Raw genomic sequence first — 13,778 nt, 5'->3', positions numbered from 1 at the left:
ACTGACCAAAAAAAGAAAAAGCTGGCTAAATGCCAGCTTTTTTATTGCTTTGGGTTACCTATGATCTTTTTGCTTTTTAAGCTTTTGACCACCCATGATCTTATTGCTGTGCGACCTTCTTTGTCTGGTCCATAAGACCCAGAGCACCAAAGCCAGTAATCACATCTAGGTTTGTTTTCAAGCCCGCTTCGTCACTTCCACCAATGTAATTTTGTGGCATCTGAACTTGGAAGTTTTGCAAATTGTTGTACAGCGAGTTCGCTACGTCTCGATTCAATTCTGCCAAGTAAACTTCACGGTTTGCTCCTAACGCCGCATACTTACCTTTTAGGACTTCAGATTTTGCGCGACCTTTCGCTAATATCGCTTTCGCTTCAAACTCAGCAGAAAGTGCGTTCGCTTTTTGAATCGCTAAGTTAGCCTCTGCGATAGCTAGCTCTTTCTCCTTCTCTACTTCAGCAAGTCGTTTGGTTTTTTCCACTTCAACGATTTCACGCTCTGCAATCTGACGCGCCACTTCCACTTCTTTTTGTTGAGCAATAATTGCGAGTTCTTTACCACGCTGGGCGTCTTGCACCTCACGTGTTCGTTGAATCTCTTTGCGTAACTGCTCGGTCTCTGCCTGTGCTTTCGACGTTTCTTGTTCCTGAATCGCGCGAATACGATCCGCCACTAAACGCTTTTTATCTGCCAATAGCTGATCTAATTGCTTTTCTGGCTGCGGGTCACCAATGGTCACCTGCGTCACTTGAATACCGTATTGTTGTAACGGATTGTCTTGACGAATTGGTTGCCCGGTTTTGTCTACGACTGGCACAGTTTTCCATACCAGTTGATTGGTGCGCTGTAATTGGTTCGGATTAGCTTGATTCGCCCCAACAGGCGCAAGATCCAACTCTTCCACTTCAACCTGACGTCGCTCTGTTAGATAAATCCCCTCTCGTAACTGATCGCCAAGTTTCGATTTGAACTGGTTCAAACCACCTTGGAAAAACTCTTCACCCGTGTATTGGGTTGCGGTAATCACCGTTACGTTACGTGCGTTCTTTACAAGCAGCGCATCGATCAAGTTACTGTTGTTGCGGAACTCTTTATGCATCTTCTTCACCGCTTCAGGGTCATTACTGAGCTTAAAGCGGAATGTTACGGGGATCTGACCAATATAGGTGTCGGCAAATCGAACCTGAATCGCATCAAGACGTTGATAAAAATCTTCGCCCTTGCTGTTACCGAATGACACGGTGATCACTTGGTCATACTTGGTGATTTTGGACAGAAATGGCATACGAAAATGAATGCCAGGTTCAGTAAACACATCCAACTCACCAGTAATATTATTCTGATGCACGTAGCTGTAACCCGCATCGGTCATCAGCACCGAGCTATTAATCGTTAAGCCTATTGCCAACAGCGGTACGCCAAATACGGCTGCTTTTAATCCTTTATGTAGTAACTGACGTCTTTCTTCCACCTTTAAACCCCTTCCTAAACCTCTGCTTTCCATTTTGTTCTCCTTTTTTGGATTGTTACTGAGTTAAATCGATAAAAATCAGATTGCTATGCAACTCAGCAACAAGTACTAATGTATCAAAATGTTACATTAAGGAATAATCGACAGATTCATGGAATAAATAAGATTTTTACGAATAATACAAAATCATCAAAAATTTGCGGAGGATATCGATGTTTTACGCAGAGGGATTAAAAGAGAAGAATCACAGGCAATAAAAAAGGCCGCCGAAGCGACCTTTCTAACAATCATATAAAGTGCTTACTTCACACGACCTACGTATTCAGCAGTACGAGTATCTACGCGAATCACTTCACCAATTGAGATGAACAGAGGAACACGAACAACAGCGCCAGTTGATAGCGTCGCTGGTTTACCGCCAGTACCTTGAGTATCACCTTTCAGGCCTGGGTCTGTGTCTACAACTTCTAGCTCAACGAAGTTTGGTGGAGTAACAGTAATTGGGTTACCGTTCCAAAGAGTGATCATACAAGTGTTGTTTTCTACCAACCACTTAGCGTTTTCACCTACCGCTTTTGCATCCGCTGCGATCTGTTCAAACGTTTCACTGTTCATAAAGTGGTAGAATTCGCCGTCTGAATATAGATAATCTAGGTCGATATCCATTACGTCTGCCACTTCACAAGTGTCACCAGACTTGAATGTTTTCTCTAGCACTTTACCAGAAAGAAGTTTACGAATTTTAACACGGTTGAACGCTTGGCCTTTACCTGGTTTAACGTATTCGTTTTCCAGAATTACACAAGGCTCGTTATCAAGCATTAACTTAAGACCGCCTTTAAATTCATTGGTGCTAACTGTAGCCATTTTTTCCTCTTACATTCTTAGAGCTAAATTCAATGCCGCACATAATAACCCGAAAAGTCGAATCTGTTGAGCAAAACTGGCTCAAACAGTTGGCGAATGGGATCTCTGATCCTGCAAAATTGCTCGAAATACTGGAAATTGATCCTTCACCGTGGCAAGACGGGTTTGCCGCGCGCAAGCTGTTTGCACAGCGTGTACCGCAAAGTTTTGTCGATAGGATGGAGAAAGGCAACCCTAAAGACCCTCTTTTACGTCAGGTTTTACCACTGAGCGACGAATTTGAGGTGCATCCGGGTTACTCCAATGATCCATTGGAAGAGCAGGACAATGAAGTCCCTGGCCTGCTACACAAGTATCGCAACCGCGCCCTGATGATTGTCAAAGGTGGCTGCGCGGTAAATTGCCGTTACTGTTTTCGTCGTCACTTCCCTTATCAAGAGAACAAAAGCGGGAAACAAGCCTGGACCAAGTGCTTAGAGTACATGGCACAACAACCAGAGTTGAACGAAGTCATCTTCTCAGGTGGTGATCCATTAATGGCAAAAGACGATGAGATTTATTGGCTTTTAGAGCACATTGCTCATATTCCTCACATCAAACGTCTGCGTATTCATAGCCGTTTACCTGTGGTGATTCCAGCTCGAGTCACTGATGAACTATGCCAACTGCTGCAAGCATCAAGGTTACAAATCATCCTCGTCACTCACATCAACCATGCCAACGAAATCAATGACGAATTTGCTGAACAGATGTTCAAGCTCAAAAGAGCGGGCGTTACGCTTCTAAACCAAGGCGTTCTGCTGAAAGGCGTGAATGATTCGGTAGAAGCTCAAGTGGCGTTAAGTGAGGCCTTATTTGACGCGGGTATCTTGCCTTATTACCTCCACGTTCTTGATAAGGTGCAAGGCGCAGCGCACTACTTTATTTCGGACGAAGAAGCGAAAGCTATTATGCGCGGACTCATCACGCGTGTATCGGGTTATCTGGTACCAAAACTCACACGAGAAATTGGTGGCAGGCCAAGTAAAACGCCGTTGGATTTGCATTTAGAGTAAGCTCTGACGCTCAATTAAATTTGTCGTCTAGATTGATTATTTTTGTTCGCTTTGCACGGTAAGTCTATGCATACTCCGCACTTTTGGAGGTCAAGATGCATACAGCATTCGAACAAATTTTCGATCTTGGCCCATTCAGTTGGCCTGCCCTACTATGCTGCGCCATTAATGGGCTCATGATCGGTATAGAGCGCCAAACTCGTGGTAAACCGGTTGGCATTCGCACAGCAATATTAATTATTTCAGGCACCTACCTGTTTATGTCGATGGCAGTGTCGTTATCGCCAAATACACTTGATCAAGCACGAGTGCTTGGTCAGATCATTACTGGCGTCGGCTTCTTAGGCGCTGGCGTTATGATGACACTTGATGGAAAAATCCATGGCGTAACATCCGCGGCTGTAATATGGGTGCTAGCAGGTTTAGGTTTGATGATAGGTTTGGGTTATTTAACGCAGTCGGTGGTTATTACTCTCCTGACACTAACCGTGTTGTTAGGTGTGGATAAAGCAGAAAACCACATCAAAGCATTACGCCGCGGTGTTCATCAAAGAATTCAACAACGCAAAACTTCATCACGATTAATTAAATAGTTAACGCTCCGAGAAACTCACTTCATCTCATCAGTAATTAAAGAGCCCTCGACGAACATCGAGGGCTTTCTGTATATAAAGATTCTGACTTTCTCAGGGATTACTTAGCAAAGTTGATGAGTGGGAAACACTTGAAGAAACCGTTATCCGCACAGTTCAAAAGACCAATTTGCACGCCATCGATTTGATCGGTCATGTTGAAGAAACCAAACTGGAAATTAGACTTCTTAGAGATACTCGCTAAGCCCACATCCGCCATGGTGTAGCCTTCAGAATAGTTCACCGCGCTCCAGTTCAAGCCTTTTACGTTGTTCGTAATGTTAACAGCACCCAAGTTAACACCCGTCGTCTGACCTTGGTTCCAGTTAACTAAACCTAAAGACGCGCCTTTCATTTCTTGATTTACTTTTGCTGCGCCAAAAAACAGACCGAAGTTCACACCTGTCGTACGATCCGTTTCTGACATACCAAGCAGTGAAAAGTCGACACCTTTAACCTCATTTACCTGTCCATGCAACACAGCTAAACGAACACCACCAACTGAAGAATTCGAAGGTGCGTTTGTGTTATCGATAGTAGAGAACATCACAGGTGTACTGTCGGCAAAAGCAACAGGTGATGCGATAGCGGCTGCAACCGCCAATGACGTCATAAGCTTTTTCATTTTCATCTCCATGATGGGAAGCAACAATTTACAACATAGTGTAATGTTCAGATTTTGCTCTGTCCCCGTTCAAAAAGTGTTAGCAATAGGTCAGATTTAACCATCTGACTCAAAAGAAAAAATATTTCTCTTCGATTTTTTGCTTCTGAAATGGCGCTTTTTACGCTCAAAAATCTCATGATAAGCCACTCCAGAACGTCATGTTTCTCAGGTGACACGCATAAAAAAAGTCGAGGCATCTGCCTCGACTTTTAAAGGTTTGGTCGGTTATCTTTCCGCTATAAGGGCTCCCTTAGAGCGATGAGATAAGCTGGCTTACATCATGCCGCCCATACCGCCCATGCCACCCATGCCGCCCATGTCAGGCATCGCTGGCGCGTCTTTTTGCGGTAGGTCAGTAACCATCGCTTCAGTAGTGATCATCAGACCTGCAACCGATGCTGCGAATTGTAGTGCAGAACGAGTAACTTTCGTTGGATCTAGGATACCCATTTCTAGCATGTCGCCGTATTCGCCTGTTGCCGCGTTGTAGCCGTAGCTACCTTCACCCGCTTTCACGTTGTTCGCAACAACTGAGTCTTCCTCACCTGCGTTCTTCGTGATTTGACGGATTGGCGCTTCCATTGCACGTAGTGCAACGCGGATACCAACGTTTTGTTCTTCGTTGTCACCCGTTAGGTGAGCAATCTTAGATGCCGCGCGGATAAGTGCAACACCACCACCAGCAACAACACCTTCTTCAACCGCTGCGCGAGTTGCGGCTAGCGCATCTTCTACACGGTCTTTCTTCTCTTTCATTTCAACTTCAGTCGCAGCACCAACTTTGATTACTGCAACACCGCCAGCCAGTTTAGCTACGCGCTCTTGTAGTTTCTCTTTGTCGTAGTCTGAAGTTGCGTCTTCGATTTGTTGACGAATCTGAGCAACACGGCCAGAGATCATCTCTTCTTCACCGATACCATCGATGATAGTCGTGTTTTCTTTCGTGATAGAAACACGCTTCGCTTGACCTAGATCTTCTAGTGCAACTTTTTCTAGCTCTAGACCGATCTCTTCAGAAATCACAGTACCGCCAGTTAGGATAGCGATGTCTTGTAGCATTGCTTTACGGCGGTCACCGAAACCAGGTGCTTTCACAGCTGCAACTTTTACGATGCCACGCATGTTGTTCACAACCAATGTTGCTAGCGCTTCGCCTTCTACATCTTCTGCAATGATAAGCAGTGGACGAGATGCTTTCGCGACAGCTTCTAGCGTTGGAAGAAGCTCACGAATGTTTGAGATCTTCTTATCAACAAGAAGAATGAATGGGTTTTCTAGATCAACACTGCCTGATTCTTGGTTGTTGATGAAGTAAGGAGACAGGTAACCGCGGTCGAACTGCATACCTTCTACTACGTCTAACTCGTCTTGTAGCGCCTGACCTTCTTCAACCGTGATAACGCCATCACGACCCACACGCTCCATTGCTTCTGCAATGATATTACCTACGCTTGCGTCTGAGTTTGCAGAGATAGTACCAACCTGCGCGATCGCTTTTGTGTCGTTACATTCAACAGAAAGCTCTTTTAGTTGCTCAACTGCCGCAGCAACAGCTTTGTCGATACCACGCTTAAGATCCATTGGGTTCATGCCCGCTGCGACTGCTTTTAGACCTTCGTTAACGATAGATTGTGCTAGTACCGTTGCTGTTGTTGTACCGTCACCCGCTGCGTCGTTTGCTTTAGACGCAACTTCTTTAACCATTTGTGCGCCCATGTTCTGGAATTTATCTTCCAGCTCGATTTCACGCGCTACTGATACACCATCTTTAGTGATAGTCGGTGCACCAAAAGATTTGTCTAGAACGACATTACGTCCTTTAGGACCCAGTGTTACTTTTACTGCGTCAGCCAGAACGTTTACACCTTCCAGCATTTTAACTCGTGCGTCATTACCAAATTTAACGTCTTTAGCAGCCATCTTTGATTTCCTTTCTAAAATTCTTTGTGTGTAATTTCGTAATTGAATCTGAGCAAAAAATTACTCAATGATTGCTATTATTCAACGATCGCCATGATGTCGTTTTCAGACATGACAAGCACTTCTTTACCGTCGATTTTTTCAGTTTTTGTACCGTAACCTTCAGCGAAGATAACGGTATCACCGACTTTAACGTCTAGTGGCAGTACGGTGCCGTTTTCTAGGATGCGGCCTTTACCCACAGCTAGAACAACACCGCGAGTCGATTTTTCTGCAGCAGAACCAGTCAGAACGATGCCACCAGCAGACTTAGATTCAACTTCTTTACGTTCAACGATAACTCGGTCATGTAATGGACGAATGTTCATCGGTCGTCTCTCCTGAAAATTTCCATGTTTATTTGATAATTGTCCTTAGGGACTGTAGCCCCAGACACGTGATCCCTATATAAGGGGTCGAAGCAGCGATCCCAAGGGGGTGGCACAAAATTTTTGTGACTTAGTTAAAATAACGAACAACTAGGCAACGGTTTGCGTTAGAAATGCTCACTCGCTCGGCATCTCGCTTTCTTGTATCCTTGCAGTTTGCTCACCAGATAGTTGTCACACATGCAGGAAAATAACAAGCTGGAACCCCAAGCGACCGATAAGCATGGTTTGTTGACCGCACCCATTCCTGAAACGCTGCGGAAAATGACCGTACCCATGACCATGGGCATGATCGCAATTTTGATGTTTAACTTGGTGGACACGTTTTTTATCTCGTTGCTTGGCACTCAAGCGCTAGCGGCTATCAGCTATACCTTCCCTGTAACCTTTGCGGTTAACTGCATTACGATGGGGATTGGGATGGGACTATCGACCAATATTGGTCGCTTGCTTGGGCAAGGTCATGCACCACAAGCTGCACGGTTCACCACCCACGGTTTGTTATTAGCCGTGTTACTTGTGGCTATCGCGTCTTCTATTGGCTTTACCACCATTGCGCCATTGTTTCGTTTTCTTGGTGCGTCTGATGATCTCATCCCTCTTATTGAGCAGTATATGCAGGTCTGGTATCTCGCCATTCCTCTGCTAGTGATCCCAATGGCGGGCAACAGTGCTATCCGAGCTACTGGCGACACAAAAACACCAGCAAAAGTCATGATGTTGGCTGGTTTGATTAATGGCATGCTCGATCCATTGTTGATTTTCGGTTATGGCCCTTTTCCGGAACTTGGCATTCAAGGCGCAGCCATAGCAAGTGCCTTTAGCTGGTTAGGTGCTTTGTGTGGCTCATTCTATGTGCTAATTAAACGGGAAAAATTGCTTGCTCAACCCCAATGGGCTTTGCTGAAACAAGACTGGCAACAGACACTAAAAATTGGTACCCCTGCAGCGCTATCAAACGCGATGAATCCGTTGTCCGGTGCCATTCTGATGATGCTGTTATCCAACCACGGTACAGCGGCGGTTGCTGCTTACGGGGCAGCGCAGCGTATTGAGTCCATATTGATTTTAGTATTGATGTCGCTGACCTCTGCCCTCACACCGTTTATGGCACAAAATTTAGGAGCCAAACAACCGCAACGAGCCTTTTCCGGTTTATTTATTAGCATGCGTTTTGCAGTGGTATTCCAAGGGTTTATCTTCTTGATGATGGTACCGCTGAGCATTCCTCTGGCTGCGCTGTTTTCTCAGGAAGATGCGGTGAAAAACCTGCTTTGGCATTATTTACTGGTGGTGCCATTTAGTTATGGCTTCCAAGGCATCGTAATGATGTTAGTCAGTGGTTTGAATGCGATGCACAAGCCATTGCGTGCATTCCAGTGGAGCTTTATGCGGCTGTTCATTTTTACCTTGCCTTCGGCGTGGGTCGGGAGCCAAATCTACAGCATTGAAGGCTTGTTTATCGGTATCGCGGTTGGGAATACGTTGGGTGGGCTACTGGGCTACTTGTTTGCGCTGCGCGAGCGAAAATTAACGCTCATAGAGCAGAGCAGCGTGTCTTAACACTCGTCTATCGCTAGTTTCTTTTTGTTGATTCTCAAATACAAAAAAACCGCGGAAAGCCGCGGTTTTGTTTATCTATTTCAAGCTTGCTTAGAACAGTTCTTCAGCAACTTTGTATAGATCGTTGCGTACTGGACGCTTCATGTTTTCGATTGCGTCGATGATATCGTGGTGAACAAGTTGCTCTTTCACGATACCTACACAACGACCACCATGACCTTCGATCAATAGGTGAACAGCGTAGTTACCCATACGAGATGCTAGGACGCGGTCAAATGCAGTTGGACGACCACCACGTTGGATGTGACCAAGTACTGTTGCACGAGTTTCACGACCTGTCGCGGCTTCGATGTCACGTGCTAGTTCATTAGCATCCATCATTAGCTCAGTAAGCGCGATGATCGCGTGTTTCTTACCTTTAGCGATACCATCTTGGATGTTGCTGATCAGCTTGTCTTTGTCTAGACCAGTTTCCGGAGTGATGATGTATTCACAACCGCCCGCAATTGCAGACATCAGAGTCAAATCACCACAGTGACGGCCCATGATTTCTACAATTGAAATGCGTTGGTGAGATGAAGAAGTATCACGTAGACGGTCGATTGCATCGATAACGGTGTTTAGTGCACTTAGGTAGCCCACAGTGTAATCCGTACCTGCGATATCGTTGTCGATTGTGCCCGGAAGACCGATACATGGGTAACCCATTTCAGTCAGTTTCTTCGCACCCATGTACGAACCATCACCACCGATTACCACTAGTGCATCGATACCATGTTTTTTCAGGTTCTCAATCGCTTTTTCACGAACTTCCACTTGTTTAAATTCAGGGAAACGTGCAGAACCTAGGAACGTACCACCTTTGTTGATCACATCTGAAACGCTAGAACGATCTAGCTTCTCGATGCGGCCTTCGTATAGGCCTAGGTAGCCGTCGTACACACCGAATACTTCCAATCCTTCGGATAGTGCTGTACGTACTACGCCGCGTATCGCAGCGTTCATACCAGGTGCGTCACCGCCACTTGTTAAAACACCGATCTTCTTAATCATGCTCACCCTCGATCTTTGGTAATCAATTATTTAATTTTCTTTTAGGCCCCTTGTTACCAAGCAACCTGCATAATCCAGAACTGTGCGTTATGTTACATTTCCTCTACAGGATTACCAATGAAAACGCACTTTTTTATGTAACTTTTCTACTTATGTAAGAGTATTACAGTTTCTCTATGAAACTTTGTTGATTCATATCAGGATCACGAATCTTAATAAGTATTGATGGAAAGATAGTCAATAAGTACCTGTTTGTCGTCGGGCACTGATGGATTTTTCAAGCCTACCAATCTTGTGCTTTCTGCTCTTTCTCTGGTCCGAAAACGACAGACAATGGATCTTGATGGATCAATACATCCGCATCAGGAAACAGAGCCAATAAATTATCTTCCACTTTATCAGCAATGTAATGCGCCTCAATTAATCTTAAGTTATCGTCTAGCTCTAAATGCAACTGGATAAAGCGCGTCGGTCCTGACATTCGCGTTCGTAACTGATGCACGCCCAATACCCCTTTTACGCTCAAACAAGCTTGGTTAATTTGCTCAAGCTCTTCATCGGGCAACTTTCTATCAAGTAAGGTTTGAATCGCTTCGCTGACCATTTTGAAAGCGCTATAAAGAATGAAGACACCAATACCAATCGCAAACACAGCATCCGCTTGAGTCACTCCAAAATAACTGAGCCCCAGAGCAACCATGATCGCAGCATTCATATACAAGTCAGTCTGATAATGCAGAGAATCCGCCGCTATTGCTTGGCTCCCCGTCACGCGAACCACATGTTTTTGGAACATCACCAAGCCAAGTGTGACCACAATCGCAAACAGCGATACATACACACCTAACTCCGGTGCGTGTAAAGCATGTGGGCGGAAAAATCGGTCAATCCCGTTAAGAATCAAAAATACTGCCGAGCCCGAAATAAACATTGCTTGGGCTAGGGCCGCTAAGGACTCAGCTTTACCATGTCCAAACGTATGTTCGCGGTCTGCCGGTTGTAAGGCGTAACGAACCACCACAAGATTCACAACCGAAGCCGCGATATCTAACATGGAGTCAATCAATGACGCCAATAAGCTCACTGAGCCGGTTACCCACCACGTGATGACTTTTACTATCAGAAGAAGCGTCGCCACAATGGTTGCAGTCCAAGCGGCGGTCGTAACTAAACGTGCGTATTGCTGTTTCATAATCAAAGAGTTAACTAAAACCATACGTTGAGTATATTGAATGACCATGAAATAACCAGATCAAAAAGAGGCAACCAATGGCTGCCTCTTTATATAACATCAATTCATGACTTAATTATTGCGCGACTTTTCCATGCGCTTGTGCATTCTGTCGCCACACTCTTGCATACGTTCATTTTGTAGCTCAACAAATTTCGCTTTCTGCTCAGGTGTTAATACACTAAGCATTTGGTGCTTTCTTTCTAGCATTTGCACGCGACGTTCCGTTTGGCGCTCAACCATCTCTTTTGCTAATTCGCTAGCTTGAGCTTCATCAAAGTTATCCGCCAGCAAAAGCGATTGTACTTTTGCGTGATGCGCTTGACGCTCAGCCATACGTGCTTCTTTGCCATCAGCGAATTTTGCTTTCATTTCTGCTTTGTTTGCTTCACGCATTTCTTTTAGCTGATCTTTTTGTGCATCAGTCAGGTCTAGTTGACGCATGACACCTCGGTCCATACCCATGCCGCATTCGTCACGAGGACCTTTATGATGGTTTTTACCACCGTAAGCGAATGCGCTTGCGGCGCCAAGAGTAAGAGGTAGAACAACAGCAGCTAACACAAGTTTTTTTGCAGACTTCATAATACGATTCCTTACACAGGTGAGTGGTTCTTCTGAGCTGTTCTCACAGCGCTTGAGTATAGAATACGACCCACTAGGTAAAGCGACGTATAGGGAGCGTAAAGAATCGTAAAGAGTGATTTTTCTCCTCTTCGTTGCGCATCATTCCAATGTAATATTAGGCTATCGGTAACTTACTATAGGTGCCCCCATGGCAAACATTCTTTTAATCGATGACGATATCGAGCTAACCAGCTTATTAAAAGAAGTACTCAGTTTCGAAGGGTTTGACGTCAGCGAAGCAAATGACGGTGAAGCCGGCTTAGCCGCGGTCAATGATAAGATTGATTTGATTTTGTTGGATGTCATGATGCCAAAACTCAATGGCATGGAAACGCTGAAACGCTTACGTGAAAATTGGGAAACTCCCGTCTTGATGCTGACCGCTAAAGGGGAAGAAATTGATCGCGTGATCGGCTTGGAACTGGGCGCGGATGATTATTTACCAAAACCTTTTAGTGACCGAGAGCTGTTAGCGCGTATCCGCGCGATTTTACGCCGCACTAGCAGCACACAAAAAAATACCAAAAACAGCGATTGCATTGAGTATCAAGAAATCCGCCTCTATCCCGGTAAGCAAGAAGCGTACTGTGAGCAACAGCTACTCGATCTCACGGCAACCGAGTTTGCGCTACTCACCCACTTCGTACAAAACCCAGGACAAGTGCTGACCAAAGAGACACTGAGCTTAGATGTGCTTGGTAAACGACTCGCTGCTTTTGATCGCGCTATCGATATGCATGTCTCGAACTTACGTAAAAAATTACCAGATCAAAGCAATGGCAAGCCGCGAATTAAAACCCTGCGTGGTCGTGGCTACATGCTGCTTGAGGAGGATTAATGCGCCTATCACGCATCAAACTGCCAAACATCAATAGCCTGTATGGACGCATCTTTGCCATTTTTTGGTTCACCATGTTATTAGTATTGATAGCCGTGCTATCACTGCCACATTTGGACCCACGCAAAGCTCGCGATATTCCAGAAGAACACTACAAACGTATGGTAGAAACGCGTGACTCAATCCAACAAAAATACAGCCAGCAAACTGATTTAGGCCGCATACTTTTTCGTATCGAGGGCAACCGCCACGGCAAGCACGACCCTCGCCCACGAGTGTTTTTTTCTGACTACAGCGGTAATGTTCTTACGACAGAAAAACGCAGCAATTTTCAATTGCGTGCCATGCAAAACTTTGTCACCAGTATCGAAGATTACAATAATCCAAAGCAGAAGCTGTATGGTCGATACATGATTGCGGGCCCAATTCCTATCACTTTGGCAGATTCCGATATCTTGATGTACGTGGGCTTCAAGTGGAATGAGCCACCACCTCTACTCCTGCGTCTGTTTGATCACCCATTCCAGCTCTTGCTTGCGGTCATGTTGGTTAGTACACCATTGCTGTTATGGCTTGCTTGGGCTTTGAGTCAGCCTGCACGTCGTCTTGAAGCCGCTGCTCAACGTGTGGCGAAAGGTGAATTTGTCACAGACCCAAATTTAGAAAAAGGCACGGCGGAGTTTCGTCAAGCAGGTAGCAGCTTCAACCAGATGGTCGAAGCGGTTAATCAAATGATTTCAGGACAACAACGTTTGCTATCCGATATCTCTCACGAGCTGCGCTCACCTTTAACTCGTCTGCGCATGGCAAGCGCATTAGCGACGCGTAAACAAGGCGAAAGCCCAGAACTGACTCGTATCGATACCGAAGCGCAGCGCTTGGAACAGATGATCAGCGAACTATTAGAGCTTTCTCGCATGCAGGCGAACAGTCATATGACTCGCGAAACACAGCCACTAGAAAGTTTATGGGAAGAAATCATTAAAGATGCGCAGTTTGAAGCAGAGCAAATGGGCAAACAGCTACACTATTCAGAATTACCTAAGCGCAATATTTCCGGTAACCCTAAACTACTGATGAGTGCGGTGGAAAATATCGTTCGTAACGCCATTTACTACGGAAAAGATGAGGTACAAATCGACATCAAAGCCGATGACGATACGCTTCGTATCACGGTTGACGATAATGGAGAAGGTGTACCAGAAGAGGAACTGGCCGCGATTTTTCGCCCGTTCTATCGCGTTTCCACGGCACGCGATCGCCACTCTGGCGGCACAGGTCTCGGCCTAACCATTACCGAAAGTGCCATTCGCCAGCACAGTGGCACGATCGCAGCCAGCCGAAGTCCTTTAGGCGGATTGCGTATGAGTATCACCTTACCGATCAATTGTTAGTCTCAATTTGATGAACTAACAATAATTCGCAC

13 protein-coding genes are annotated in these 13,778 nt (G+C 45.4%); 5 read left to right on the top strand and 8 right to left on the bottom strand.

What is annotated here, in order from left to right:
- Positions 1–100 precede the first annotated feature (100 nt).
- Positions 101–1,504 (bottom strand): SPFH domain-containing protein, encoded by a 1,404-nt coding sequence (locus tag R7E78_RS18220; RefSeq protein ID WP_262640706.1) that lies wholly within the window; start codon positions 1,502–1,504, stop codon positions 101–103.
- Between the two features lie 267 nt (positions 1,505–1,771).
- Positions 1,772–2,338 (bottom strand): elongation factor P, encoded by a 567-nt coding sequence (efp, locus tag R7E78_RS18215; protein WP_005381500.1) that lies wholly within the window; start codon positions 2,336–2,338, stop codon positions 1,772–1,774.
- A gap of 32 nt (positions 2,339–2,370) precedes the next feature.
- On the opposite strand from efp, the gene epmB reads away from it, so the two are divergent.
- Positions 2,371–3,393, top strand: a complete 1,023-nt coding sequence (gene epmB / locus R7E78_RS18210; protein ID WP_065274938.1) for an EF-P beta-lysylation protein EpmB — start codon at positions 2,371–2,373, stop codon at positions 3,391–3,393.
- 95 nt (positions 3,394–3,488) lie between these two features.
- On the top strand, positions 3,489–3,986 hold the full coding sequence (locus tag R7E78_RS18205) for an MgtC/SapB family protein (RefSeq protein WP_005381504.1): 498 nt from the start codon (positions 3,489–3,491) through the stop codon (positions 3,984–3,986).
- A 100-nt stretch (positions 3,987–4,086) separates the two neighbouring features.
- On the opposite strand, the gene R7E78_RS18200 is transcribed toward R7E78_RS18205, so the two are convergent.
- The 3 genes from R7E78_RS18200 to R7E78_RS18190 all read right to left on the bottom strand — a co-directional run bounded on the left by R7E78_RS18200 (position 4,087) and on the right by R7E78_RS18190 (position 6,980).
- Positions 4,087–4,650 (bottom strand): VC2662 family protein, encoded by a 564-nt coding sequence (locus R7E78_RS18200; RefSeq protein ID WP_005381507.1) that lies wholly within the window; start codon positions 4,648–4,650, stop codon positions 4,087–4,089.
- A 315-nt stretch (positions 4,651–4,965) separates the two neighbouring features.
- A complete protein-coding gene (gene groL, locus R7E78_RS18195) occupies positions 4,966–6,612 on the bottom strand; it encodes a chaperonin GroEL (RefSeq protein ID WP_005381509.1) in 1,647 nt (548 codons plus the stop codon).
- 77 nt (positions 6,613–6,689) lie between these two features.
- Positions 6,690–6,980: a co-chaperone GroES gene (locus tag R7E78_RS18190; protein ID WP_005381516.1), complete on the bottom strand. Its 291-nt coding sequence runs from the start codon at positions 6,978–6,980 to the stop codon at positions 6,690–6,692.
- Between the two features lie 240 nt (positions 6,981–7,220).
- Here R7E78_RS18190 and R7E78_RS18185 point away from each other — a divergent pair, with 240 nt between their 5' ends.
- Positions 7,221–8,603: an MATE family efflux transporter gene (locus R7E78_RS18185; protein WP_262640705.1), complete on the top strand. Its 1,383-nt coding sequence runs from the start codon at positions 7,221–7,223 to the stop codon at positions 8,601–8,603.
- 90 nt (positions 8,604–8,693) lie between these two features.
- On the opposite strand, the gene pfkA is transcribed toward R7E78_RS18185, so the two are convergent.
- From pfkA to R7E78_RS18170, 3 genes are all read right to left on the bottom strand, one after another.
- Entirely contained in the window at positions 8,694–9,656 is a 963-nt protein-coding gene (gene pfkA / locus R7E78_RS18180; protein ID WP_005381521.1) for a 6-phosphofructokinase, read from the bottom strand.
- Positions 9,657–9,939: 283 nt separating this feature from the next.
- Positions 9,940–10,848, bottom strand: coding sequence for a CDF family cation-efflux transporter FieF (fieF, locus tag R7E78_RS18175; protein ID WP_025768809.1), 909 nt, complete (start codon positions 10,846–10,848; stop codon positions 9,940–9,942).
- Between the two features lie 111 nt (positions 10,849–10,959).
- Positions 10,960–11,472, bottom strand: coding sequence for a CpxP family protein (locus tag R7E78_RS18170; protein ID WP_005386388.1), 513 nt, complete (start codon positions 11,470–11,472; stop codon positions 10,960–10,962).
- 190 nt (positions 11,473–11,662) lie between these two features.
- On the opposite strand from R7E78_RS18170, the gene R7E78_RS18165 reads away from it, so the two are divergent.
- Together R7E78_RS18165 and cpxA are read left to right on the top strand one after the other, a co-directional pair.
- Positions 11,663–12,352 (top strand): response regulator, encoded by a 690-nt coding sequence (locus R7E78_RS18165; protein ID WP_054577277.1) that lies wholly within the window; start codon positions 11,663–11,665, stop codon positions 12,350–12,352.
- Complete coding sequence (gene cpxA / locus R7E78_RS18160; RefSeq protein ID WP_170894109.1) at positions 12,352–13,746, top strand: envelope stress sensor histidine kinase CpxA; 1,395 nt, start codon at positions 12,352–12,354, stop codon at positions 13,744–13,746. The genes R7E78_RS18165 and cpxA overlap by 1 nt, the downstream gene beginning before the upstream one ends.
- Positions 13,747–13,778 lie beyond the last annotated feature (32 nt).

It is taken from the genome of Vibrio sp. YT-19(2023), from assembly GCF_033337395.1.
This window is presented reverse-complemented; position numbering and strand designations above follow the sequence as displayed.

What these genes read in the sequence shown, in the direction of transcription:
- groL (WP_005381509.1), bottom strand. Translation starts at nt 6,612, where the DNA reads ATGGCTGCTAAAGACGTTAAATTTGGTAATGACGCACGAGTTAAAATG.
- epmB (WP_065274938.1), top strand. Translation starts at nt 2,371, where the DNA reads ATGCCGCACATAATAACCCGAAAAGTCGAATCTGTTGAGCAAAACTGG.
- R7E78_RS18185 (WP_262640705.1), top strand. Translation starts at nt 7,221, where the DNA reads ATGCAGGAAAATAACAAGCTGGAACCCCAAGCGACCGATAAGCATGGT.
- R7E78_RS18220 (WP_262640706.1), bottom strand. Translation starts at nt 1,504, where the DNA reads ATGGAAAGCAGAGGTTTAGGAAGGGGTTTAAAGGTGGAAGAAAGACGT.
- cpxA (WP_170894109.1), top strand. Translation starts at nt 12,352, where the DNA reads ATGCGCCTATCACGCATCAAACTGCCAAACATCAATAGCCTGTATGGA.
- fieF (WP_025768809.1), bottom strand. Translation starts at nt 10,848, where the DNA reads ATGAAACAGCAATACGCACGTTTAGTTACGACCGCCGCTTGGACTGCA.
- R7E78_RS18170 (WP_005386388.1), bottom strand. Translation starts at nt 11,472, where the DNA reads ATGAAGTCTGCAAAAAAACTTGTGTTAGCTGCTGTTGTTCTACCTCTT.
- R7E78_RS18200 (WP_005381507.1), bottom strand. Translation starts at nt 4,650, where the DNA reads ATGAAAAAGCTTATGACGTCATTGGCGGTTGCAGCCGCTATCGCATCA.
- efp (WP_005381500.1), bottom strand. Translation starts at nt 2,338, where the DNA reads ATGGCTACAGTTAGCACCAATGAATTTAAAGGCGGTCTTAAGTTAATG.
- R7E78_RS18165 (WP_054577277.1), top strand. Translation starts at nt 11,663, where the DNA reads ATGGCAAACATTCTTTTAATCGATGACGATATCGAGCTAACCAGCTTA.
- pfkA (WP_005381521.1), bottom strand. Translation starts at nt 9,656, where the DNA reads ATGATTAAGAAGATCGGTGTTTTAACAAGTGGCGGTGACGCACCTGGT.
- R7E78_RS18190 (WP_005381516.1), bottom strand. Translation starts at nt 6,980, where the DNA reads ATGAACATTCGTCCATTACATGACCGAGTTATCGTTGAACGTAAAGAA.
- R7E78_RS18205 (WP_005381504.1), top strand. Translation starts at nt 3,489, where the DNA reads ATGCATACAGCATTCGAACAAATTTTCGATCTTGGCCCATTCAGTTGG.